Annotated in this window: 19 protein-coding genes and 1 pseudogene; 11 read left to right on the forward strand and 9 right to left on the reverse strand. The window is 70.6% G+C overall.

From position 1 onward, the window contains the following. Window positions 1-112 precede the first annotated feature (112 nt). Window positions 113-418 carry a 4a-hydroxytetrahydrobiopterin dehydratase gene (locus JOM49_RS01255; protein ID WP_209662347.1) on the forward strand — a complete coding sequence of 102 codons (306 nt, stop codon included), beginning with the start codon at window positions 113-115 and terminating at the stop codon, window positions 416-418. Between the two features lie 249 nt (window positions 419-667). Here JOM49_RS01255 and JOM49_RS01260 read toward each other — a convergent pair whose 3' ends face one another. The 3 genes from JOM49_RS01260 to ychF all read right to left on the reverse strand — a co-directional run bounded on the left by JOM49_RS01260 (window position 668) and on the right by ychF (window position 3,606). After that, window positions 668-1,378, reverse strand: coding sequence for a hypothetical protein (locus tag JOM49_RS01260; RefSeq protein ID WP_209662348.1), 711 nt, complete (start codon window positions 1,376-1,378; stop codon window positions 668-670). Window positions 1,379-1,409: 31 nt separating this feature from the next. Continuing rightward, window positions 1,410-2,429 carry a hypothetical protein gene (locus JOM49_RS01265; RefSeq protein ID WP_209662349.1) on the reverse strand — a complete coding sequence of 340 codons (1,020 nt, stop codon included), beginning with the start codon at window positions 2,427-2,429 and terminating at the stop codon, window positions 1,410-1,412. A 94-nt stretch (window positions 2,430-2,523) separates the two neighbouring features. Continuing rightward, a complete protein-coding gene (gene ychF / locus JOM49_RS01270; RefSeq protein WP_209662350.1) occupies window positions 2,524-3,606 on the reverse strand; it encodes a redox-regulated ATPase YchF in 1,083 nt (360 codons plus the stop codon). A gap of 98 nt (window positions 3,607-3,704) precedes the next feature. Here ychF and JOM49_RS01275 point away from each other — a divergent pair, with 98 nt between their 5' ends. Next, on the forward strand, window positions 3,705-5,192 hold the full coding sequence (locus JOM49_RS01275; RefSeq protein ID WP_209662351.1) for a DNA-3-methyladenine glycosylase 2: 1,488 nt from the start codon (window positions 3,705-3,707) through the stop codon (window positions 5,190-5,192). Here JOM49_RS01275 and JOM49_RS01280 read toward each other — a convergent pair. Together JOM49_RS01280 and JOM49_RS01285 are read right to left on the reverse strand one after the other, a co-directional pair. Further along, window positions 5,178-8,126, reverse strand: coding sequence for an AAA family ATPase (locus JOM49_RS01280; protein WP_209662352.1), 2,949 nt, complete (start codon window positions 8,124-8,126; stop codon window positions 5,178-5,180). The genes JOM49_RS01275 and JOM49_RS01280 overlap by 15 nt on opposite strands. Beyond that, window positions 8,123-9,286, reverse strand: a complete 1,164-nt coding sequence (locus JOM49_RS01285; protein ID WP_209662353.1) for an exonuclease SbcCD subunit D — start codon at window positions 9,284-9,286, stop codon at window positions 8,123-8,125. Before JOM49_RS01285 ends, JOM49_RS01280 begins: the two co-directional genes overlap by 4 nt. A gap of 135 nt (window positions 9,287-9,421) precedes the next feature. Here JOM49_RS01285 and JOM49_RS01290 point away from each other — a divergent pair, with 135 nt between their 5' ends. From JOM49_RS01290 to JOM49_RS01300, 3 genes and pseudogenes are all read left to right on the forward strand, one after another. Continuing rightward, on the forward strand, window positions 9,422-10,330 hold the full coding sequence (locus JOM49_RS01290) for a DNA recombination protein RmuC (protein WP_209662354.1): 909 nt from the start codon (window positions 9,422-9,424) through the stop codon (window positions 10,328-10,330). Window positions 10,331-10,496: 166 nt separating this feature from the next. Further along, a complete protein-coding gene (locus tag JOM49_RS01295; RefSeq protein ID WP_308158619.1) occupies window positions 10,497-11,435 on the forward strand; it encodes a DUF6542 domain-containing protein in 939 nt (312 codons plus the stop codon). A gap of 107 nt (window positions 11,436-11,542) precedes the next feature. Next, a pseudogene (locus tag JOM49_RS01300) lies at window positions 11,543-12,360 on the forward strand (IS5 family transposase). A 1,008-nt stretch (window positions 12,361-13,368) separates the two neighbouring features. On the opposite strand, the gene JOM49_RS01305 reads toward JOM49_RS01300, so the two are convergent. From JOM49_RS01305 to JOM49_RS01315, 3 genes are all read right to left on the reverse strand, one after another. Then, window positions 13,369-14,412: an aldo/keto reductase gene (locus tag JOM49_RS01305; protein WP_209662355.1), complete on the reverse strand. Its 1,044-nt coding sequence runs from the start codon at window positions 14,410-14,412 to the stop codon at window positions 13,369-13,371. A 39-nt stretch (window positions 14,413-14,451) separates the two neighbouring features. After that, window positions 14,452-15,093, reverse strand: coding sequence for a hypothetical protein (locus JOM49_RS01310; RefSeq protein ID WP_209662356.1), 642 nt, complete (start codon window positions 15,091-15,093; stop codon window positions 14,452-14,454). A 78-nt stretch (window positions 15,094-15,171) separates the two neighbouring features. Next, window positions 15,172-16,170, reverse strand: a complete 999-nt coding sequence (locus tag JOM49_RS01315; RefSeq protein ID WP_209662357.1) for a 4-hydroxy-3-methylbut-2-enyl diphosphate reductase — start codon at window positions 16,168-16,170, stop codon at window positions 15,172-15,174. Between the two features lie 127 nt (window positions 16,171-16,297). On the opposite strand from JOM49_RS01315, the gene JOM49_RS01320 reads away from it, so the two are divergent. The 6 genes from JOM49_RS01320 (at window position 16,298) to JOM49_RS01345 (ending at window position 20,796) form a co-directional block, all read left to right on the forward strand. After that, a complete protein-coding gene (locus JOM49_RS01320; protein ID WP_209662358.1) occupies window positions 16,298-16,870 on the forward strand; it encodes a lipid droplet-associated protein in 573 nt (190 codons plus the stop codon). Continuing rightward, window positions 16,867-18,117 carry an exodeoxyribonuclease VII large subunit gene (gene xseA / locus JOM49_RS01325; RefSeq protein WP_209662359.1) on the forward strand — a complete coding sequence of 417 codons (1,251 nt, stop codon included), beginning with the start codon at window positions 16,867-16,869 and terminating at the stop codon, window positions 18,115-18,117. Before JOM49_RS01320 ends, xseA begins: the two co-directional genes overlap by 4 nt. Before the next feature lie 2 nt (window positions 18,118-18,119). After that, the gene (locus JOM49_RS01330; RefSeq protein WP_209662360.1) at window positions 18,120-18,521 is read left to right on the forward strand and encodes a hypothetical protein; all 402 of its coding nucleotides are present in this window, start codon (window positions 18,120-18,122) and stop codon (window positions 18,519-18,521) included. After that, complete coding sequence (locus JOM49_RS01335) at window positions 18,518-18,748, forward strand: exodeoxyribonuclease VII small subunit (protein ID WP_209662361.1); 231 nt, start codon at window positions 18,518-18,520, stop codon at window positions 18,746-18,748. Before JOM49_RS01330 ends, JOM49_RS01335 begins: the two co-directional genes overlap by 4 nt. Before the next feature lie 81 nt (window positions 18,749-18,829). Further along, entirely contained in the window at window positions 18,830-19,900 is a 1,071-nt protein-coding gene (gene glpX / locus JOM49_RS01340) for a class II fructose-bisphosphatase (RefSeq protein ID WP_209662362.1), read from the forward strand. After that, window positions 19,897-20,796: a S1 family peptidase gene (locus tag JOM49_RS01345; protein ID WP_209662363.1), complete on the forward strand. Its 900-nt coding sequence runs from the start codon at window positions 19,897-19,899 to the stop codon at window positions 20,794-20,796. The genes glpX and JOM49_RS01345 overlap by 4 nt, the downstream gene beginning before the upstream one ends. Window positions 20,797-20,865: 69 nt before the next feature. On the opposite strand, the gene JOM49_RS01350 is transcribed toward JOM49_RS01345, so the two are convergent. After that, on the reverse strand, window positions 20,866-21,852 hold the full coding sequence (locus JOM49_RS01350) for an NAD(P)/FAD-dependent oxidoreductase (protein WP_209662364.1): 987 nt from the start codon (window positions 21,850-21,852) through the stop codon (window positions 20,866-20,868). Window positions 21,853-21,880: the final 28 nt, after the last annotated feature.

Genomic DNA, 21,880 nt, shown 5'->3' on the forward strand with positions numbered 1-21,880 from the left:
GTGATCCGGTTCAGGTGCGAACGGTCGCGGGCTCGCGCCCGCCTCTCAGCCCGGCGCACCGGACTCCCGTGGCGAAGGTGCAGCGTACCCGCCGGGGTACCACCATGGGGTCATGGCGGAACTATTGAGTGATCAAGAACTGTCCGAAGCACTCTCCCACCTGCCCCGCTGGAGCCGCGCCGGGGACGCACTGGAGGCGACGGCGGCACTACCGTCCTTCCCCGCGGCGATCGCCGTGGTCAACCGCGTGGCGGAGATCGCCGAGAGCGTCGACCACCACCCGGACATCGACATCCGGTGGCGCACGCTCACCTTCCGGCTCTGGACTCACTCGGCCGGCGGATTGACCGCGAAGGACACCTCGCTGGCCGCCCAGATCGACTCGGTCCTGGACGTGACTTCGGCCACAACCGAGTAACATATGGCCTGATCAACGCGGTGTCCCGGGCGAAACAGCACCCAGTTCTTAGGACGCGCCCATGAACAACGCCGCCCCCGCCCTCACCGCCGCCCAGCGCGCCTGGGTAACCACCGTGGCGACCGCGACCACCCTGATCGCCGTAATCCTCCTCGGCATCGCCGGCTGACCGAACTGACGAATCATCCGGTCCAGTCGACGGGTGATTCGTCAATTTCTCCGTGGCGCATGGGCACGGCCAAGCGGTGTTCATTGGCGATCGAGTGCCCCGGAGAGCAGGTCGCCGACCAACCGCACATCGTCGATCTCGACATCTCGGCCCTCCGGTACCGCCCTGATCTTTCTCAGCGATTGGGCTTCGAAGCGGCCGAACCATTGCTGGGTGTGGAGAAGGGCATCGGCGCGCAACCGAGCGTCGGCCGACTCGAGCTGGTCTCGGGACGTCGGACCGCAGGTGCGGTCGAGTGTGACTCGCACGATGTCCAGTAGATCCGTTCCCTCTTTGGCGGCGCCACGATTCATCACCGACTGCAGTTTCATCGCGATGATGGGACCGGGCTCGGCCACTCGTACGGCAAGGGGCTGAAGCCCTTCCGCACTGAGCACCAACGCGGACGCGGTGCACGCCGCCCACGCATGGGACAGGACGTGGAGGCGGTCGGTCGGATCGCTCGGCAGAGCGTCGATATCGGCGTCGGTGACCTCGAGGACGTCGACCTGCACCTCGCCCCACGGCGTGCGAACCAGCGCGCCGGCCGGTCCGCTGGGTGTCGCACCGGCCGCCACTAGGAGTTGGAGCTGCGAGTCCTCACCCGAGGCCCGGCGATCAACGGTGTCGACATCGGTCGTCGCCCGGTACGGCGTCGGCAGTCGGCACATGACCGCGAGGCCGCCGATCAGCACCACCTCACGGCCCGTTTGCTCAGCCACCACGGGAATGGCGCTGACGATCTGCGTCATCGACCTGCCGACCAGTGCGACCACGGGAGCCTCACCAGACACGGACACCCACCTCCCGGGGTGTCCAGCCATCGAGGATCTCCCGGCCACGCCCAGGGTCCTGAGCCAGATCGAGGGCAACGAACAGGGGGTTCGCCAGCGGCCACTCGTCCTTCGCCCACGCCGTGGCATCGACTCGACGAGAGCACACCAACGGCACGGGAGCGACGCGAACACGGCCTGCCCGCGAAGAGGCCGTCGTGGCCGTTCCCAGCAGTTGCACGGCTCGCCGCAACGTGGCCCGGTCCGGGACATAGAAATCGGGCGGGTGGCTGGCACGAGTGGACACGGGTGCGCCGTACACGGCCGCCGCGACCGTCTCGGTCAGCGCCCATCCGACGGTCGTTTCGACCTCATCCAGTCCCAACCGGAGCGCGGCGTTGTCCGCTCGGCGACCAGGTCCCGGGATGCTCGCCACATCCTGGCTGACCGGTTGCCAATTCTCGGCGAGTTCCCAGAAGAGATGGGGCACTTCCGGTTTGTTGGCCCCGTCGACGAGCCCCTCGGCTCGCAAGGCCGCGAGTGCCTCGGAAACAGAACTCGGCGCACGCGACAACATCGTCGCTGCCGCACGGACGCCGATCCCCCGATCGGGAGTGAGCAACAGCAACGCGGCGAGTTCGATACCGACCCGGCCGCTGAGCGCTCGCCGCTCGACGACCGGGCTCGTCAAGGCAGGAACATCCGAGTCGATGAACACGCCGGGCCCGGTCAACCGCAGATGACCGCGCAGGTCCAGCCAACTCCACCCCGCTTGATTCAGGCCGTCCCTGGCGTCCGCGGTGATCCTGTCCGCCACGGCCACAGACGCCACAGCACTTTCCGAGCCCTTGGACCAGCGCCGAAGTTGACCCGGCAGGCTGTCAGCTGTGATCAGCGCGGCTGACTTGAGCTGGAGGCCGAGTTCTCTTCCATCAGGCAACACCACGATCACGTCACCGAGCCGATCAGCCTCGGCCGGGATGCGCCACGCGAGACCCAGTGGCTCAAGCGCACCGGTGAGCGCACCCACTACATACCGCTCTCTCCCGAGAGACTCCATGTAATCATGGTGACTACTGTTCGGTGTTCGGTCAATACCGAACACCGAATACTACGGCCGCCGGTCAGACGTTGAAGCGGAATTCGACCACGTCGCCGTCTGTCATGACGTAGTCCTTGCCTTCCATCCGCACCTTCCCCGCCGAGCGGGCCGCGGCCATCGAGCCTGCCTCGATGAGGTCGGCGTACGAAACGATCTCCGCTTTGATGAAGCCCCGTTCGAAGTCGGTGTGGATGACGCCGGCGGCTTGGGGGGCGGTGGCGCCCTTCGCGATGGTCCACGCTCGGGCTTCCTTGGGCCCCGCCGTCAGATACGTCTGCAGGCCCAGGGTGTGGAAACCGGCGCGGGCGAGGGCGTGCAGGCCCGGCTCGTGCTGGCCGACCGACTCCAGTAGCTCCCGCACCGACTCCTCGTCGTCCAGTTCGAGCAGCTCCGCCTCGACCTTGGCGTCCAGGAACACGGCGTCCGCGGGGGCGACCAGTTTGGCCAGTTCCTCCCGCCGCGCCTGGTCGGTGAGCACGCCCTCGTCGGCGTTGAACACGTACAGGAACGGCTTGGTGGTCAGCAGGCTCAGCTCCCGCAGCAGCGAACCGTCGATCTCCTTCTGCGCCGAGAACAGCGTGCGCCCGGAGTCGAGGACCTCCTTCGCCTGCTGCGCGGCCTCCAGCGCGGGCCGGTTCTCCTTCTTCGTCCGCGCTTCCTTCTCCAGCCGCGGCAGCGCCTTCTCCAGGGTCTGCAGGTCGGCGAGGATCAGCTCGGTGTTGATCGTCTCGATGTCGGACAGCGGGTCGATCTTCCCGTCGACGTGCACCACGTCCGGGTCGTCGAACACGCGGATGACCTGGCAGATCGCGTTCGCCTCGCGGATGTTGGCCAGGAACTTGTTGCCCAGCCCGGCCCCCTCCGACGCGCCCTTGACGATGCCGGCGATGTCCACGAACGACACCACCGCGGGCACGGTCTTCGCCGAGTCGAACACCTCGGCGAGCTTGTCCAGCCGCGGGTCGGGCAGCGGGACCACACCGACGTTGGGCTCGATGGTGGCGAACGGGTAGTTCGCGGCGAGCACGTCGTTGCGGGTCAGCGCGTTGAACAGGGTGGACTTGCCGACGTTGGGCAGGCCGACGATGCCGAGGGTCAGACTCACGGGCTGGCAGTCTACGTGCCCGCCCCGGACCGGCGGACGGCGGACGTGACGTCGGATTCCCGCCAGTCGGGACACTCGCCCGGTGGCACGATCGAGCCATGACCATCGCGCCCGAAGCGCCGACCACCGTGAGCCTCTGGCGGGACACCGAGCGCTGCTACCGCGCGGTCGCCTCCCGCGACGCGCGGTTCGACGGGCAGTTCATCATGGCCGTGCGCACCACCGGCATCTACTGCCGCCCGTCCTGCCCGGCGAACACGCCGAAACCGCAGAACGTGCGCTTCTACCCGACCTCGGCCGCCGCCCAGTCCGGCGGTTACCGCGCCTGCCGCCGCTGCCTGCCCGACGCCGTGCCCGGCTCACCCGAGTGGAACGTGCGCGCCGACCTCGCCGCCCGCGCGATGCGCCTGATCGCCGACGGCACCGTCGAACGCGAGGGCGTACCCGGCCTCGCCAGCCGCCTCGGCTACTCGGAACGCCAGCTCGGCCGTGTGCTCACCACCGAACTCGGCGCCGGTCCGCTCGCGCTCGCCCGCGCCCACCGCGCGCACGCCGCCCGCCTGCTGATCGAGATGTCCGCGATGCCGCTGACCGACGTCGCCTTCGCCGCCGGGTTCGCCAGCGTCCGCCAGTTCAACGACACCATCCGCGAGGTCTTCGCCGCGACGCCCTCCCAGCTCCGGGCCGCGCGCCCACGCCAGGACGCCGACGCCGCCGGTATGCGGCTCTCGCTGCGGCTCCCCTACCGGCCGCCGTTCGACGCCGACGGCCTGCTCGCCTTCTTCGCCCAGCGCGCGGTCCCCCTGGTCGAGCACGCCGGACCCCGGACCTACGCCCGCGCCCTGCGCCTCCCCCACGGCCCCGGAACCGTGCACCTCACGCCCGAAGCCGATCACGTCCGCTGCGACCTCAACCTCGCCGACGTCCGCGACCTCAGCAGCGCCGTCACCCGCGTGCGCCGCCTCTTCGACCTCGACGCCGACCCGCAGGCGATCGGCGAGGTGCTCGCCGCCGACCCCGCGCTGGCACCCGTCTACGACCCCGGCATGCGTGTCCCCGGCGCCGCAGACGGCCACGAGCTGGTCATCCGCGCCATGCTCGGGCAGCAGATTTCCGTCGCCGCCGCACGGACCGCCGCGGGCAGGCTCACCGCCGAACTCGGCGACCCGATGCCCGACGCCCAGCGCACCGACGAGCTGACCAGGCTTTTCCCCACCACGCAGGCGATCGCCGAGCACGGACGTGAGGTGCTGCGTGGGCCGCGTCGCCGGATCGAGGCCATCTGCGGGGTCGCCGAGGCGCTCGCGTCCGGCGAAGTCACTGTCCACGTTGGACGAATCTGCGCCGAACTCCGCGCCGACCTGCTGGCCCTGCCCGGGATCGGCCCGTGGACCGCCGACTACGTGCTGATGCGCGTGCTCGGCGCGCCCGACGTGCTGCTCACCGGGGACGTCGCCCTCCGCAAGGGCGCGGTGGCACTCGGCCTGCCCGGTGACCCGGCCGCGTTGAGCGAACGCGCTTTGCCTTGGCGCCCTTGGCGTTCCTACGCCGGGATGCACCTGTGGCGGGCGTCAGCCGGCGTGTAGCGCGAGCGTCGAACCGGAGCGCGCTTTACGGACCCTGAGCCGCGTCGGGATGCGCTGGCGCAGCTCTTCCACGTGCGACACCAGCCCGACCACGCGCCCACCTGCCCGCAGCTCGTCGAGCACGTTCATCACCACGTCCAGCGTCTCGGCGTCGAGCGTGCCGAAGCCCTCGTCGATGAACAGCGTGTCCAGCAGCGCGCTGCCGGTCTGCGCGGCGACCACGTCCGCCAGGCCGAGCGCCAGTGCCAGCGAGGCCAGGAAGGATTCGCCGCCGGACAGGGTTTTCGCCGGGCGGACCGTGCCGGAGAAGTCGTCGAGCACATCCAAGCCGAGGCCACCGCGGGTGCCGCGGGCGCCGGCCGCGTCCGAGTGCACGAACGAATAGCGGCCCTGGCTCATGGTGCGCAGCCGGGCCGTCGCGGCCAGCGCGACCTCCTCCAGCCGCGCGGCCAGCACGTACGACCGCAGCGAAATCTTCCGCGCGTTCTGCCCGCGGCCGTTGACCACGTCGGTCAACGCGTCCAACTCGGCCGCTTCCTCTTCCGCGGGCGCGAGTTTGCGCAACGCGGCGTCGAAGCGGGTGCCCAGCGAGGCGAGGTCCTCGGCAATTCGCGCGGCAGCCCGATGTGCGGCCACGGCCGTCTCGACCTGCGAAGACGCTCGTTCCAACGCCGCTCGCGCCGCGTCGAGGTCGACCACCTCGTCGCCGGTGATGCCCGCCAGTTCCGGCTCGGTCAGCGTCGACTGGGCGACCGCCGCCGCGCGGTCCGCCTCGACCAGCGCCTCGTCCAGCCGCGCGATGTCGGCGTCGTCGCGAACCGCGCTCAGCGCCTTCTTCACCGTCTTGAACTCCGCGCGGCGCAGGACTTCGGCGACCGTCTCGCGTTGCTCGGCCAGCCGTTCCTCGGCGACCACGACCGCCGCCCGCATCTCAGCCAGTTCCTCGACCGCCTTGACCCGCGCGAGCAGGGCGGCCCGGCGCGCGGCAACGTCTTCGTATTCCTTGCGGGCTTCCTCGAGCCGCTGACCGCGTTCGGCGACGGTCACCGCAAGCGCTTGCTGCTCGGCTTCCGCTTTCGCCGACTCGCGCTCGGCCGCGGCCCGTTGCTCGGTCAGCCGCTCGATCTCGGCGGCCAGCCCGCGCTGCTCCTGCTCCAGGCGCTCGCGGTGTTCAGCCAGCTCGACGAGTTCCGCGACGTTCGCCCTGACCTCGGTCAACTCCGTGGCGAGGTCCTCCGCGGTACGGCCGAGCAACGCCTCACGCACCGCGCCAAGCCGGGTTTCGGCCTGGTGACGGGCTTCGACGATGCGCTGACGCTCCGCATCGGCCGCCCGCTCGGCCTCGGCGGCGGCACGCTCGTCAGCCTTGCTGACCTGCTGGTGCCCGGCCAGCGCGGGCGCCGGGTGCTCGGCGGAACCGCACACCGGGCACGGGTCGCCGTCGCCGAGCTTCGCGGCCAGCTCGGCAGCCATGCCGCTGAGCCGCCGTTCCCGCAGGTCCAGCAGCCGATCGCGGGCCTCCTGGTGCAGGTCGACGGCCTTGGCCTGCACCTCGATCGCGGCACGGACGGCTGCTTCCGCGGCCGGGATCCGGTTCGCCGAGGCGACCGCGCGGGCCAGCTCGTCGGCACGGGCCTGCGCGCCGTCCAGCTTCGCGGCGGCCTGGGTCGCCGCTTCGACCCGCGACCGCAGTTCCTCGGACCGGGCCGGCATGGTCGCGAGCTTGGCGCCCAGCGTTTTCGCCCGTGTGCTCGCCTGATCGGCCTGCACGGCGAGCCTGCCGAGGCGGGCCATGTCCCGTTGCTGCTGCTCGCCTTCCTCGACGAGTCCGGACAGCGCTCCGGCCTCTTCGCGCAGCTCACCGGCTTCCTGCCGCAGCTCGGGCACGGTCGCCTTGGTGCGCGCGAGCGTTTGCGCGCGCTGCCTGGCGGACTGCTGGACCTCCTCGAGCCGCTCCTTCAGCCGCTCTTCGGTGGCGACCGCTTCGGCGACCGGAATCGCCCGGCGCGCGGCCGCGATTTCGGCGGTCCAGCGCTTGCGGTCCGCCTCGCCTTCCTTCCACGACTGGAGGTTCGCCACCGCGACCCGCACCCGCCGTACCTGCTCGACGAACGTGCGGCCCTCCTGCAAGCGCTGATCAGCGGCCTCCCACGCCTTGCGGGCCGCCGTCTCGGCGGCGAACTCCCGCGCCACATCGGCATTGGCCTTCTCCCGCAGTTCCGCGGCCCAGGTGGAGGTGATCTCCTCGGGCACCTCGACACCGGCGGCCTGGGACAGGCGCGCGACCCATTCCCGTACGGTCTGGCGGCGGATCTCCAGTTCCCGCATGCGTTCCTGCCGCAGGTTCCGGAACCACGCCTCGACGTCCGAGAAGCGCTTGGTGCCGAACAGCCGCTCCAGCAGTTGCTCGCGTTCGGCTGTGTCCGCACGCAGGAAGCGGGCGAATTCGCCCTGCGGCAGCAGCACCACCTGGAAGAACTGGTCCGCGCTCATGCCGAGCAGCCGCTGCACGGTGCGCGCGACCTCGTCGATGCGGGTGAGCCCCTCGGCCGGATGCCCCGGCGGGCTTTCGCCGACCCAGGTCAGCGAGCACTTGGCGCGCTGCCTCGTGGTGCCGCCCCCGCTCCTTTTAGGACGGTCGTATTCGGGGCTGCGCACCAGTCGCAGCCGCTGCCCCTGCACGGTCACCTCGAGCACGACCTCGGTCAGCTGCTCGGCTTCGGCGAGTTCGCAGCGCAGTTTCTTGGCTTCGTTGCGGGCGCCCGGCACCACGCCGAACAACGCGAACGCGACCGCGTCCAGCAGGGTGGTCTTACCGGCGCCGGTGTCGCCGTGCAGGAGGAAGAGGCCGTCGGCACCGAGGGCGTCGAAGTCCACCACCTCGCGGCCCGCGAACGGGCCGAAGGCGGCGACTTCCAGCCGGTGCAGCCTCATAGTTCCGGGCCCACCGCCTCGAGCTTGCCCGCTTCCTCCAGCGCGCGGGTCAGCAGCGCCTGTTCCGATTCGTTGGGCGCGGCGCCGCGGCAGTCGGCGACGAAGGTGGACGCGATTTCCAGGTCCGACCGGCCGCGGATGGCTTCGGAGTACTTGAGTTCACCGGTGGCGCGACCGCCTTCCGGTTCCCATTCCAGGTGCACGGCGTAGGCGAACCTGTTGCGCAGCTTGCGCATCGCGTCGATCGGGCGGACCTCGTCGGTCAGCGTGACCGAGAGGTAGCACTCTTCGACTTCTTGGTGCGCGGGCGATTCGAGCAACTCTTGGAGCTTTCCGCGCAGGGTCGCGAGCTTGCGCGGCACGGGCAGTTCGTGGCGGCGGACGTCGGCGAGCCCGTCGGCGTCGAGTTCCACCAGCCACACCGATTTCCGTTGCTGCGACTCGGAAAACGAGTACGCGAGCGGGCTGCCGGAGTACCGCAGGTGCTCGGCGAGGACCTGCGGGCCGTGCAGGTGCCCGAGCGCGACGTAGTCCACGCCGTCGAACACCGAACCGTCGACGTCCTCGACGCCGCCGACGGCGATGGTGCGCTCGGAATCGGTGGGCGCGGCACCGCTGACGAACGCGTGCGCGAGCACGATGGACCGCGTTCCGGCGGGCCTGGTGGCGAGGTCTTCGCGGATCCGGCGCATGGCTTCGGTGAGCACGCCGGTGTGGCCCTTCGCGTCCGGCACACCCAGTGCGTGCCGCGCCGGTTCCGGCTCCAGGTAAGGGATTCCGTAGCAGGCGATGGGCCCGTGGTCGTCGTCGAAGAGGACCGGTTCGTGCAGCGCTTCGATGGTGGTGCGCAGGTACAGCCCGCCCGCGGCGGCGAAACCGGCGAAGGCACCCAGTCGCGCGGCGGAATCGTGGTTGCCCGGGGTGAGCACCACGCGGGCGCCCGCCTCGCGGATCAGCTCCAGCCCGCGCGTGGCGGCCCGCACGGCCTCGGCGGACGGCACCGCGCGGTCGTACACGTCCCCGGCGACGAGCACGACGTCCACCGCCTCGGCCGAGACGACCTCGGCGAGGTGGGCCAGTACCGCCTCCTGCTCGGCCAGCAGGTCGGTGCCGTGGAAGGTGCGCCCGACGTGCCAGTCCGAGGTGTGCAGGACCTTCATGTTGCTCAAGTTAAGCGCTGCCTCCGCGAAGACCGGGGACCTGTCGTGGGCGTGTCACCGCCCGGATTCTGTCGGTGGGGTCGGCCATGATGGGCACAGACCCCTTCGACCGGAGAACTGAGGAGTGTGCTTGCGGTGACCACGGTGATCACCACGGCGGCCGTCGCCGTCGCGCTGGTGCTCGCGATCGGGATCGCCCTGGTCTGGCGGCTCTACACGGACAGCGTGCGGCGCGCGGACGCGGCGGTCCGGCAGATCGACGCGGAGCGCAAGCGCGTGGACACGCAGCAGGCCGCGCTGCGCCGCTACGAGGTCGCGTTCGCCTCCATCAGCGGGCGCGGTGAGCTGGGCGAACAGGTGCTGGCGGAGACGGCGAAGGCGCTGGGCCTTCGTGAAGGGCTGCACTTCACGCTGCAGACCGACCTGGCCGGTGGCGGGGCGGCGAAACCGGACATGGTGCTGCGGGTCGGCGGCGACCGGACGGTGCCGGTGGACGCCAAGGCGAGCATGGCGTGCTGGGCCGAGGCGGTGGAGACCGACGATCCGGCGGAGCGGCTGGACGCGCTGCGGGTGCACGTGCGCAACCTGCGGTCGCGGGCGGCGGAACTGGCCGGTAAGGGTTACGCACGCTGGGCCGACGCGATCTACGGGACGATCATGTTCGTCCCGTCGGACGCGGCCGTGGTCGCCGCGCTGGACACCGATCCGGAGCTGCTGCGCTGGTTGCTGGACCGGCGGGTGTTCATCTGCGGGCCGACCGGGTTCGCGGTGCTGGCGTCCTCGGCGTTGTTCGCGGTGACCGAGACGGCGCTGGCCGAGGACGTGGAGCTGGTGCGGGAGGCCGCCGCGTCGGCGCACCGGGCGGCGGGCGGGGCGATCGACGCGCTGAACCTGTCGAGCACGCACCTGCAGCGGTTCGTCTCGGCGCGGCGGCGGGAGCTGGAGGCACTCGAGGGCTTCCGGGCGGCGGTCACCCCGCTGACCGAGGCCTCGGCGAGCCCGGCGCCGGTGCCCGCGATCCGGCGTGGGGAGGAGCTCGCCTAGACGCTGATCAAGACGCTACGGATTCAAGGAGAGGCCCGGGTCACACCGCGGTGGCGCACGCATTCGCCCTGATGGCGGCATTGTCGATCACCCGATGACGCCGGTTGGCCCAGCGGGCTGAGACAGTGGTGGCATTCCACCCGTGACCACGGGATACGGTGTGCCTGTGACCGCTATACGCGATCGGCAGAGCGACCCCGACGCCGACGACGACTTCACCGTGCCCTGGGACGAGCTTCCCGTCGTGGGTACGCGACGAGGTCTGCCGTGGTGGGGCGCGGTGCTGCTGGGCTTCGGGCTGGCCGCGCTCGGCGCGGTGGCCAGCCTGCAGATCACGGACAACCTGGAGCTGATCTTCCAGGGCGCCTACTTCGTGGGCGCGGTCGGTGCGGTCGCGGCGGTGCAGCGGAGAAGCCTGTTCGGCCCGATGGTGCAGCCGCCGCTGATCCTGGCCGTCACCGTGCCCGCCGCCCTGCTGTTCTCGGGCACGCCGACGGGCGACGACAAGTTCTCCACCGCGCTGGCGATCGCGACGCCGCTGATCAACGGCTTCCCCACGATGGCCATCACCACCGGCGCGGCGCTGGCGCTCGGCTTCTACCGGGTCTTCCGCGAGCGCGACCCGGACCCGCCGATGAAGCCGGTGAAGTCCGGTAAGTCCGCTGCGTCCGGGAAGTCCGGGAAGTCGGCGGCGAGCAAGGAGCCGCGCCCGGCCGAGGCCGCACGGCCGCCGGCCAAGGCCCGCCCACGCCCCGCCGACGATGACGCCCCCGCTCCCCGTCGCCCCGCGCGCCCAGCCACCGGCGCCACCCGGGACCCGGCTCGCTCTTCCCGGGAAACCCCTCCGCGACGCCCCGCCAGCGGCGGCGCGAGCAGCACCGGCACCGGCGCCGTACGCCGCCGCCCGGCCGACGACCCACCACGCCGCCGGGAACCACTCGACCGTGAACCCCGAAAGCGCACCCCACCCCCCACCGACGGCAAACCGGCGCGCCGCACCCCACCCCCACCCCGCACCGACACCCCGCGCGACCGCACCGGCCGCCCACCCAGCCGCCGCACCCCGCCCCAACGCCCCCGCCCCTGGGACGAAGACCGCGACTAGGGCGTGTCCTGCGGATCTTTTCCATGATCGTGTGCAGATGATGGTGTGTGGTCGGACGCGGTGAGCTGACAGATAAGGCCTGGGCAACGATCGCGCCGTTGCTGCCTGTGGAGACTGGTCGCAGGGGTGGGCGGTGGCGTAGTCACCGGCAGGTGATCAACGCGATCCTGTGGCATGAACGGACCGGTGCGCCGTGGCGTGACCTGCCGGAACGGTATGGGCCGTGGAAGACCGCTCATGAGCGGTTACGGAAGTGGACCGCGGACGGGACGTGGGACCGGATCCTGGAGCACGTGATCGTCAAAGACGACTCCCTCGGGACACTCGAGGACAACATCGAGTTTGTGATCAGTGTCGATTCCACGAGTGTGCGGGCGCATCAGCACGCGGCCGGCGCCCGGAAAAAAGGGGCTGCGCGGACTGGATCGAAGAGCTCGCCGTCGACGGAGAGTGCCTCGGGCGTTCCCGAGGCGGACTGACCACCAAACTCCACTTGGCTGTCGACGCCGCCGGTCTGCCGTTGGCGGTGATCCTCACGCCAGGGCAGGCCGGGGACAACCCGCAACTGCTTCCGCTGCTGGACGACATCCGTGACATCGAGGTGGACGGGCGGAAAGTACGGGTCGGGCGGGTGCTCGCCGACAAGGCCTACACCCACCCGAGCACCCGGAAGGCGCTGCGGGAGCGCAGGATCAAGGCCACCATTCCCGAACGTGCCGACCAGATCGCCCGCCGGAAGGCCAAGGGCAAGGCCGGTGGCAGGCCACCGGCCTTCGACCCTGACCTCTACAAGCTCCGCAACGTGGTCGAGCGCTGCTTCAACCGGCTCAAACAATTCCGTGGCTTGGCAACACGGTTCGCCAAACGAGCCGCCTACCACCGCGCCGAAATCATCCTCGCCTGCATCGTCCTGCACCTCCGATGAAGATCCCCAGGACACGCCCTAACCCCCGCCCCCACACTCACGCACCCGAACCCCACGTTCGCGCAGCCGAACCCCACACTCAAGCAGCCGAACGCCACGTTCGCGCACCCGAACCCCACACTCAAGCAGCCGAACGCCACGTTCGCGTAGCCGAACACCACATCCGTGCAGCCGAAACCCGCACCCAGGAAGCCGAACCGCACGTTCGGGCAACTGAGCCCCACGCTCACGCACCCGAACCCCACGTTCAGGCCCCGAGCCAACGTTCGGGCACCCGAGTTCAACACTCGGGCAGCTGAACCCACGTTCACGCGGCCGAACACCACACCCAGGCAGCCGAACCTCACCTCGCGAAGCCGAACCTCACAGTGGGGGGTAGTCGGATCACGCTCGGGCAGTCGAGCCGAACATTCAGGCACCCGAACCTCACGTTCGCGCAGCCGAACCTCACGTTCGCGCACCCGAACTTCACAGTCGGGTAGCCGAACTCCACACCCGCGAGCCTGGGCGCAGCCGAACCCCACGTTCGGACAGCCGAGTCGCACACTCAGGCAGCCGAGGCACGCGCTTGCGAACCCGGGGTCCTGCATTCAGACGGCCGGCCGAACTCCACGTTCAGGAAGCCGAGCCGAACATTCAGACAGCCGAATCCCACAGTCAGGTAGCCGAGGCACACACTCGCGCAGCCGAGCTTCACACTCGGGCGGCCGAGTCGAGCGTTCAGGCAGCCGCCCCCGGCACGCGGGTAACCGACTCCCACGTTCAGGCAGCCAAGGCCCACGCGCAGGCAGCCGAGCCCGAACGCTCAGCACGGCTCGACCATCCCGGCCTCAAGCACCCCAGACACCCATACAGGAGTGGGCCGCTCAAAACCGACCACCCATCCCTCCCCAACCCCGGCCCGAAGCCAAAAACACGGCGGGGCTTGGGTTGTCAGGGCACGCTTTCCCGCCTTGACAACCCAAGCCCCGCCGTAGTCACACTGAAAAGCCGGGGTGGCTCCCCCAACTACCGCGACCCGTGCAACGCAGCATCCGCCCCACCCAGCCGATCGGCCGCGGTCTTCGCCTGGTGCCAGTGCGGATAGATCAGCTCCGGCGCGCTCACCGAGTCCAAAGAGGACACTTCATCAGGCGACAACCTCAGCGAAGCAGCAGCCAGGTTGTCTTCCAGCTGCGAGTCCTTCCGCGCCCCGATCACCAGGGTGCTCACCGCCGGCCGGGTCAGCAGGTAGGCCAGGGCGACCTGCGCCGCCGAGACGCCGTGCGCCTCACCGATCGAGATCAGCACCTCGATCGTGTCGTACAGGCGCGCCTCGTTCCGCACCGGCGGCTCGTCCCAGTCACCCAGGTGCCGGCCTTCCTCCGCCGAGCTACCCCGCCGGTACTTGCCCGACAGCAAACCACCGGCCAGCGGGCTCCACACCATGATCCCCAGCCCCTGGTCCACCGAAAGCGGCACGAGTTCGTACTCCGCGTCCCGGCTTTCCAGCGAGTAGTAGATCTGGTTGCTCACGAACCGCTGGTACCCCCGCGCGTCCGCGACCGACAGCGCCTTCATCAACTGCCACCCCGCGTAGTTCGACACCCCGAGGTAGCGCACCTTCCCCGACCGCACCAGCGTGTCGAGCGCCTCCAGCGTCTCCTCCAGCGGCGTCTGACCGTCCCACTCGTGCACGTGGTAGATGTCGATGTGGTCGGTCCGCAGCCGCCGGAGGCTCGCCTCGGCCTGGGTGATGATGTGGTGGCGCGAAAGGCCGGCGTCGTTCGGGCCGTCGCCCATGCCCATGCGGACCTTCGTCGAGATCAGCACCTGGTCACGACGGCCTTCGAGCACCTCGCCGACGATCTCCTCCGACGCGCCGGTCGAGTACACGTTGGCCGTGTCGACCAGGTTGACCCCCGCGTCCAGGCACAGGTCCACCTGCCGCCGCGCGCCGTCCACATCGGTGTCACCGACGTTCGCGAACACGCCGCCGCCACCGAAGGTCATGGTGCCCATGGTCAGCACCGAGACCCGCAGCCCGGACCGGCCCAGCTGGCGATACTCCATCGAGCGTCCTCCTGGTTTCCGTTGCCCCTCAGGGCGAACCTAACCCGGTACGGACCCCGACGCACGGTGCGGGCCGATCAGTTCGGTGAGCAGTTGCTTGTCCGGCAAGGAGAACAATTCCGGCCGGGCGGTGAGGTCGGCTTCATCCAGTGCGACGTTCAGCGGACAGACGGCGTTGTCCGGCTTGCCCAGCACCATCGGCCTGCTGTCCACGACGGCCCCGGTCCTGGCCTCGTAGAGCACGTATTCGAACTGGCTTTCCTGCACCACGACCGTCCCCACCGGCGGCCGGTACGAGCAGGTCACCGCCGACGTGGTCGCCCCGATGCGCTTGAAGCACGCGACCAGCTGCACCTCGTGCGCCTGCACCTCGGCGCCTGCCCACGGCAGGTGGATGTCGCTCACCTCGGTCAGCGCGGGCGGGCGGCCCACCTCGTCGGCCCTGGTGATCTCCTCGGTCGCGAACACGACCACCGGGCGTGGCCCGGCCGGTGCCGGCGGCGGGGCCTGGGCCAGCGGGATCCGGCTCTCGCACAGCTGCCGGTAGTCGGAGGTGAACTGGGCCCGATCCTTCGGCGGCGGCGGGCCGGACGGTTCCTCGTCGTCCGAGCAGCTCACCGCGAGCACGGCGACCGAAGCCGCGACGATCCCCAGCACACCCCACACCACTGGCCTAGCCACACCGGTTCCTTCCAGCCACCACCACGATCCAGACCACTCTAGACAGGCATGATCGTTGGGACGACGGGAAAAGCGCCGTCAGCGCACGGTGCTGCGCAGCTCCTTCGGCAGCGAGAAGGTGATCTTCTCGTTGGCCGTGGTGACCTCGTCGACGTCGCCGTAGCCGCGCTCGGCCAGCCAGTCGAGCAGGTTCATCACCAGCGTGTCCGGCACCGAAGCACCGCTGGTCACGCCGACCGTGGTGACCCCGTCCAACCAGGACTCGTCCACCTCGTGCGCGAAGTCGACCAGGTGCGCGTCCTTCGCCCCGGCCTTCAGCGCCACCTCGACCAGCCGCTTCGAGTTCGACGAGTTGGTCGAGCCGACCACGAGCACCAGATCGCACTCCGGCGCCAGCGCCTTCACCGCGACCTGACGGTTCGTGGTGGCGTAGCAGATGTCGTCGCTGGGCGGGTCCGAGATCTCGGGGAACCGCTCGCGCAGCTGGTCCACCCGCTCCATCGTCTCGTCGACGCTCAGCGTGGTCTGGGACAGCCAGATCACCTTGGACGGGTCGCGCACGGTGACCTTGTCCACGTCCTCCGCGGTGTCGACCAGCTGGACGTGCTCGGGTGCCTCACCCGCGGTGCCTTCGACCTCCTCATGTCCCTCGTGGCCGATGAGCAGGATGTCGTAGTCGCTCTTGGCGAACCGGTTGACCTCTTTGTGCACCTTGGTCACCAGCGGGCAGGTGGCGTCGATGGTGCGCAGGTTGCGGTCCGCGGCCTCGGCGTGCACCGCGGGCGAGACGCCGTGCGCGGAGAACACCACGAGCGCGCCCTCGGGCACCTCGTCCGTCTCGTCGACGAAGATCGCGCCGCGCTCACGCAGCGTTTCGACCACGTGCCGGTTGTGCACGATCTCCTTGCGCACGTACACCGGTGGGCCGTGCAGTTCCAGCGCCTTCTCCACGGCGATCACCGCGCGGTCGACCCCGGCGCAGTACCCGCGTGGTTTGGCGAGCAGCACGCGCTTGCCGTCACGGGGCTTGATCGGGGCGATTTCGGCGGGCTCGGTACCTGGAGTCGCTGAGTCCATGCCACCAGGGTACGGGTAGCGCCCCTGTGCCCGGGGTCACGCGTGGGTCCTTCCGCTAGTCCGTTGGAGTAGGCCGAACAACACACAGAGTTGGGCAAGACGGGCTAGGTACGGCACGCTGTACGGCATGAAGCCACTCCCGCTCCCGCTGCGCGTCGCGGCGGGCCTCGCGGTGACGACCGTTGAGCGGGCTCGCGAACTGCCGCGGCAGCTCACCGGCCTCCCGGTCACCGTCGCCAGCCAGGTACTCCAGTTCTCCATGCGCGTCCAGCAGCAGGTCACCGAGCTGGCGATCAAGGGGGACGACGTGCTGTCCACCCTGCGCCCGGTCGAGGAGTCGCCCAGCTGGGCCACCTTCGACGAGGACCTGCCGGACGAGCCCTCGCGCAACGGCCACCGCACGCCCCCGCCGGAACCCGAAGCCGAACCGACTGCGGCGAAGGCCGCGGAAGCAGAAGCCGCGGAAGACCCGTGGGCCGCCGAAGAACGGGCGATCGTCGAGGAAGCGGGCCCGGCCGGGGTCGTCGGGTACGACGAGCTGACCCTGCCGCAACTGCGCGCGCGCCTCCGGCGGTTCTCCGCCGAAGAGGTCGAGGAACTGCTCACCTACGAGCGCGCGCACCAGAACCGGTCCTCGTTCACCGGCATGCTGGCCCGGCGGCTCGGCAACCTCCAGCAACCCGGCGAAGGCGGCCAGTGAGCGAAACCGCGGCTCGCGAGGTTTCGACCGCGGAGAACCCCTGGCCGGTGCGCACGGTGGCGCGCAAGATCGGCGACTGGATCCACCGCCTCGGCGCCGTCTGGGTGGAGGGCCAGGTCACGCAGATCTCCGCCCGCCCCGGCACCGGGACGGCCTTCCTCACGCTGCGCGATCCGGCGGCGGACGTGTCCATGTCGGTCACCTGCCCGATGGGCCTGCTCCGCTCGCTGGAACCGCCGCCGCGTGAGGGCGCGAGCGTGCTGGTCAACGCGCGACCGGCGTACTTCTTCGGCCGCGGCACGCTGAGCTTGCGGGCCAGCGAAATTCGCATGGTCGGCATCGGCGAGCTGCTCGCGCGGATCGAACGCCTGCGCCGCCTGCTCGCCGCCGAAGGCCTGTTCGCCCCGGAACGCAAGCGACGGCTGCCGTTCCTGCCCCAGGGCATCGGGCTGATCACCGGGCGCGCGTCGGCGGCCGAGCGCGACGTGCTGGTCAACGCGCACGCCCGCTGGCCGGGCGCCCGGTTCCGGGTGATCAACACCGCCGTCCAGGGCGCCCTCGCGGTGCCCGAGATCCTCGACGCACTGTCCATTCTGGAGCGGGACAAGGAGATCGAGGTGATCGTGATCGCCCGCGGCGGCGGCAGCGTGGAGGACCTGCTGCCGTTCTCGGACGAGGCGCTGTGCCGCGCGGTCTCGGCCGCCCGCAAACCGGTGATCAGCGCGATCGGCCACGAGCCGGACACCCCGCTGCTCGACCACGTCGCCGACGTGCGCTGCTCCACGCCCACCGACGCGGGCAAGCGCGTGGTCCCGGACGTGCGGGAAGAGAGCGAGCGCGTGCGGCAGATGCGTGACCGCGGCCGCCGCGCGCTGCACGGCTGGGTCGACACCCAGCGCCGCCTGCTCGACCAGTTGCGCAGCCGTCCGGCGCTGGCCGACCCGCTCGGGCCGATCGCCCGGCGCGCCGACGAGGTGGAGATCCAGCGCCAGCGCGGCCGCCGCGAGATCCTTTCCACCCTCACCAGGGAACAAACCGCGCTGACCGCTGCGCGCGCCCGGTTGACCGCGCTCGGTCCGGCGGCGACCCTTGAACGGGGTTACGCGGTCGTGCAGTTTTCCGATGCGGCGGGCAACCTGGGGGTCCTCCGATCGGTCTCTGAAGTGTCGGAAGGCGCCGAGGTCCGGATCCGCGTCGGTGACGGCGCGCTCCGCGCGGTGATCACGGATGGCGGAGAGGAGGGGTAGCCGTGCTCGAACCACGGGCGAACGAGTTCCTGCCCCTGACCAGCGGTGCTGCCGCCAGGGCCGGCGCCGGGGCCGTGCTGCTCCGCGCGCAGGAGGCCGACGTGGCGGCGGGCGCGTGCTGGACGGCGCTGATCGCCGGGTGCGCGAACGCCGGGCAGTGGGGGCTGGCGCCGCGGCTGCGGCAGCTGTCCGAGGCGACTTCGCTGTACGTCGGCACCCGATGGTGGTCGACCGACGGCGTGTCACACCGCAATCGGGTGGCGGGTGCACAGAGCCAGATCGAGGACGCGATCGCCGAGGGTGACGGCCAGGAGTTCGCGAAGGCCTTCAGCGACTACGACAACGCGATGGCCAGCGCGGTAGTCTGCGGCGGACGTCGTCGAGCGGAGAAGCAGGCACAGTGACCGAAGAACTCGGCTACGAGCAAGCGCGCGACCAGCTGGTCGAAGTGGTGCGCGACCTGGAGGCCGGCGGGCTGTCCCTGGAGCAGTCGCTGGCGCTGTGGGAGAAGGGCGAGAAGCTCGCCAAAGTTTGCGAGCGCCACCTGGACGGCGCGCGCGAGCGGGTGGAGGCCGCGCTGGCCTCGGTGGAGAACGGCGCCGAAACCGCCGAAAAGGGCAACGCTGGGTGAGGAACCCCATGCTCGCGGGTACCCGGTGTGCTGCCGGTATCTGAGAGGATGACCGGGCGACTGGACGACCCTGGAGGCAACATGTCCCACCCCAGCCAGCCCACCGATGCGACGCGCCGTGGGGAGGCGCCCGACCGCAACCTGGCCATGGAACTGGTCCGGGTGACCGAGGCCGCCGCGATGGCGGCCGGGCGCTGGGTCGGCAAGGGCGACAAGAACGGCGGCGACGGCGCGGCGGTGGACGCCATGCGCCAGCTGGTCGGCACGGTGTCCATGCGCGGCGTGGTGGTGATCGGCGAGGGCGAGAAGGACGAAGCCCCGATGCTCTACAACGGCGAAGAGGTGGGCAACGGCGACGGGCCCGACTGCGACGTCGCGGTGGACCCGATCGACGGCACCACGCTGATGGCCAAGGGCATGCCGAACGCGCTCGCGGTCCTCGCGGTCGCCGAGCGCGGCGCGATGTTCGACCCGTCCGCGGTGTTCTACATGGAGAAGCTGGCCGTCGGGCCGGAAGCCGCGGGCCTGGTCGACCTGGCCGCACCGGTCGCGGAGAACATCCGGCGCGTGGCGCAGGCGAAGAACAGCGGCGTGTCCGACGTGACGGTGTGCATCCTGGACCGGCCGCGCCACGAAGGGCTGATCAAGGACGTGCGCGCGGCGGGCGCCCGCATCCGGTTCATTTCGGACGGTGACGTGGCCGGCGCGATCGCCGTCGCCCGGCCGAACACCGGCGTGGACATGCTGCTCGGCATCGGCGGCACGCCCGAGGGCATCATCGCGGCGAGCGCGCTCAAGTGCATCGGCGGTGAGCTGCAGGGCCGGTTGTGGCCGAAGGACGACGAGGAGCGCGAGAAGGCGATCGGCGCCGGGCACGACCTGGACCGCGTGCTCTCCACCGACGACCTCGTCCAGGGCGACAACGTGTTCTTCTGCGCCACCGGCGTCACCGACGGCGACCTGCTGCGTGGCGTGCACTACCGCGCGGGCGGCGCGACCACGCAGTCGATCGTGATGCGGTCGAAGTCCGGCACGGTCCGGATGATCGACGGCTACCACCGGCTGACGAAGCTGCGCTCGTATTCGTCGGTCAACTTCGACGGTCACCTCGACGACGCCGACCAGCTCGACGTGGTGCCGCCGCTGCCGTGATCAAGCGCGTCGCCGCCGTACTGGCCGCCGTCCTCCTCGCCGCCGCACCGGCTTCCGCCGTGGAGCCCTACATCGTCGGCGGGGTGGCGGCCGACCAGCCGTACCCGTTCATCGTTTCGCTCCAGTCGAGCACCGGGAAGCACAACTGCGGGGCGTCGCTGATCGCGCCCGAGTGGGTGCTCACGGCCGCGCACTGCGTGGACGGGCGCAGCCCCGGCATGCTCAAGGTGCGGATCGGCAGCAACGACCACACGCAGGGCGGCGAGGCACTGCTCGTGGCCGCGGTGGTGGTGAGCCCGGAGTACGACCCGGACGGTGCGCGCGGCGACATCGCGTTGGTGCGCCTGAGTTCCCCGGCCGTGGCGACGCCGGTCCCGCTGGGCGTGGCCGCCGCGCCGGGCACCGCGACGCGGCTGCTCGGGTGGGGGCAGACGTGCGCGAAGCTGGGGTGCGGGGACAAGCCGACGGTGTTGCAGCAGCTGGACACCTCGATCGTGGCACCGGAGAAGTGCGCCGCGGTGCCGTTCGACGGCGCGGTGGAGCTGTGCACCGACAACCCGGGCGGCACGGCGGGCTCGTGCTACGGCGATTCGGGCGGGCCGCAACTGGCCAAAGTGGAGGGCAGGTGGGTGCTGCTGGGCGTGACCAGCCGCCCCGGCAACGATTCCGACGTCTGCGGCACGGCCCCGTCGATCTACACCTCGGCGATCGCGTACTCGGCGTGGATCACGCAGCAGGTGACCCCACCGCCGCCGGCCCCGGAACCGGCCCCAGCGCCAGAACCGACGCCGACCCCGGCTCCCACACCTACGCCCACGCCCACTCCCACCCCGGAACCGGCGCCCACCCCGGCCCCTTCGCCGACGACCACCCCACCCCCGCCCCCGGCGCCCTGAGCAATGCCAGGAGTGGGGCATTACTTGCATCCATTGCAAGTAATGCCCCACTCATAGCATTCGGCGGGGCTACTCGGCGTTGCTGGAGTGGCCGGGGAACAGATGCGCTTCCGGGTTCAGGGCGACGGCGATGTTGTTCACCGCCGTGGCCGCTTCGCCGAACCCGGTGGCGATCAGCTTCACCTTGCCCGGGTACGCGGCGACGTCGCCTGCCGCGTAGACGCGGGCTTTCGCGGTCGCCATGGTCGAGTCGACCGAGATGGCGCGGTGGTCGATCTCCAGGCCCCAGTTCTCGATCGGCCCCAGGTCGGCTGTGAACCCGAGCGCGGCGATCACCGACTGCGCCGGCAGCACTTCCATCCCGCCGCCCTTCACCTCGACGGTGATCTCGCCGAGCGCGCCGTCGCCGGTGTCGCGCAGTTCGGTCACTTCGGCGTCGGTGATGATCCGGATGCCGAGTTCGCGCGCCTGCCGCACGATCGACTCCACCGCCCGGAACCGCGCGCGCCGGTGCACCAGCGTGACGCTCCGCGCGATCGGGTGCAGCGCGAGCACCCAGTCGAACGCCGAGTCGCCACCGCCGACCACGACCACGTCCTGGTCCTCGTGCGCACGCAGCGAAGGCACGAAGTGCACCATCCCGCGTCCCAGCCAGCCATCCCCGGCGGGCAGCGGGCGCGGGGTGAACTCGCCGATGCCCGCGGTGATCAGCACCGCGCCGGTCCGCAGCGTCTCACCGCCGTCGAGCACGACCTCCAGCCCGTCGTCCACGTGCCTGAGGTGCTCGGCCTTGCGCCCCAGCAGGTACGATGGCTTCCACTGCGCGGCCTGCTCGACCAGCGAGTTGACCAGGTCTCTCCCGCGCACCGCGGGGAACCCGGCCACGTCGTAGATCATCTTCTCCGGGTACATCGCGGTCACCTGGCCGCCCGCCTCGGGCAGCGAGTCGATCACGGCGGTGGTCAACCCGCGGAAACCGGCGTAGTACGCGGCGAACAGGCCGGTCGGCCCGGCTCCGATGATCGCCAGGTCCACGGTCGAATCGGGCACGCTCATCCTGAAGAATCCCTCCGCCGTGCGTGGT

Origin of the sequence: Amycolatopsis magusensis (assembly GCF_017875555.1) — a bacterium.
GTDB lineage: Bacteria > Actinomycetota > Actinomycetes > Mycobacteriales > Pseudonocardiaceae > Amycolatopsis > Amycolatopsis magusensis.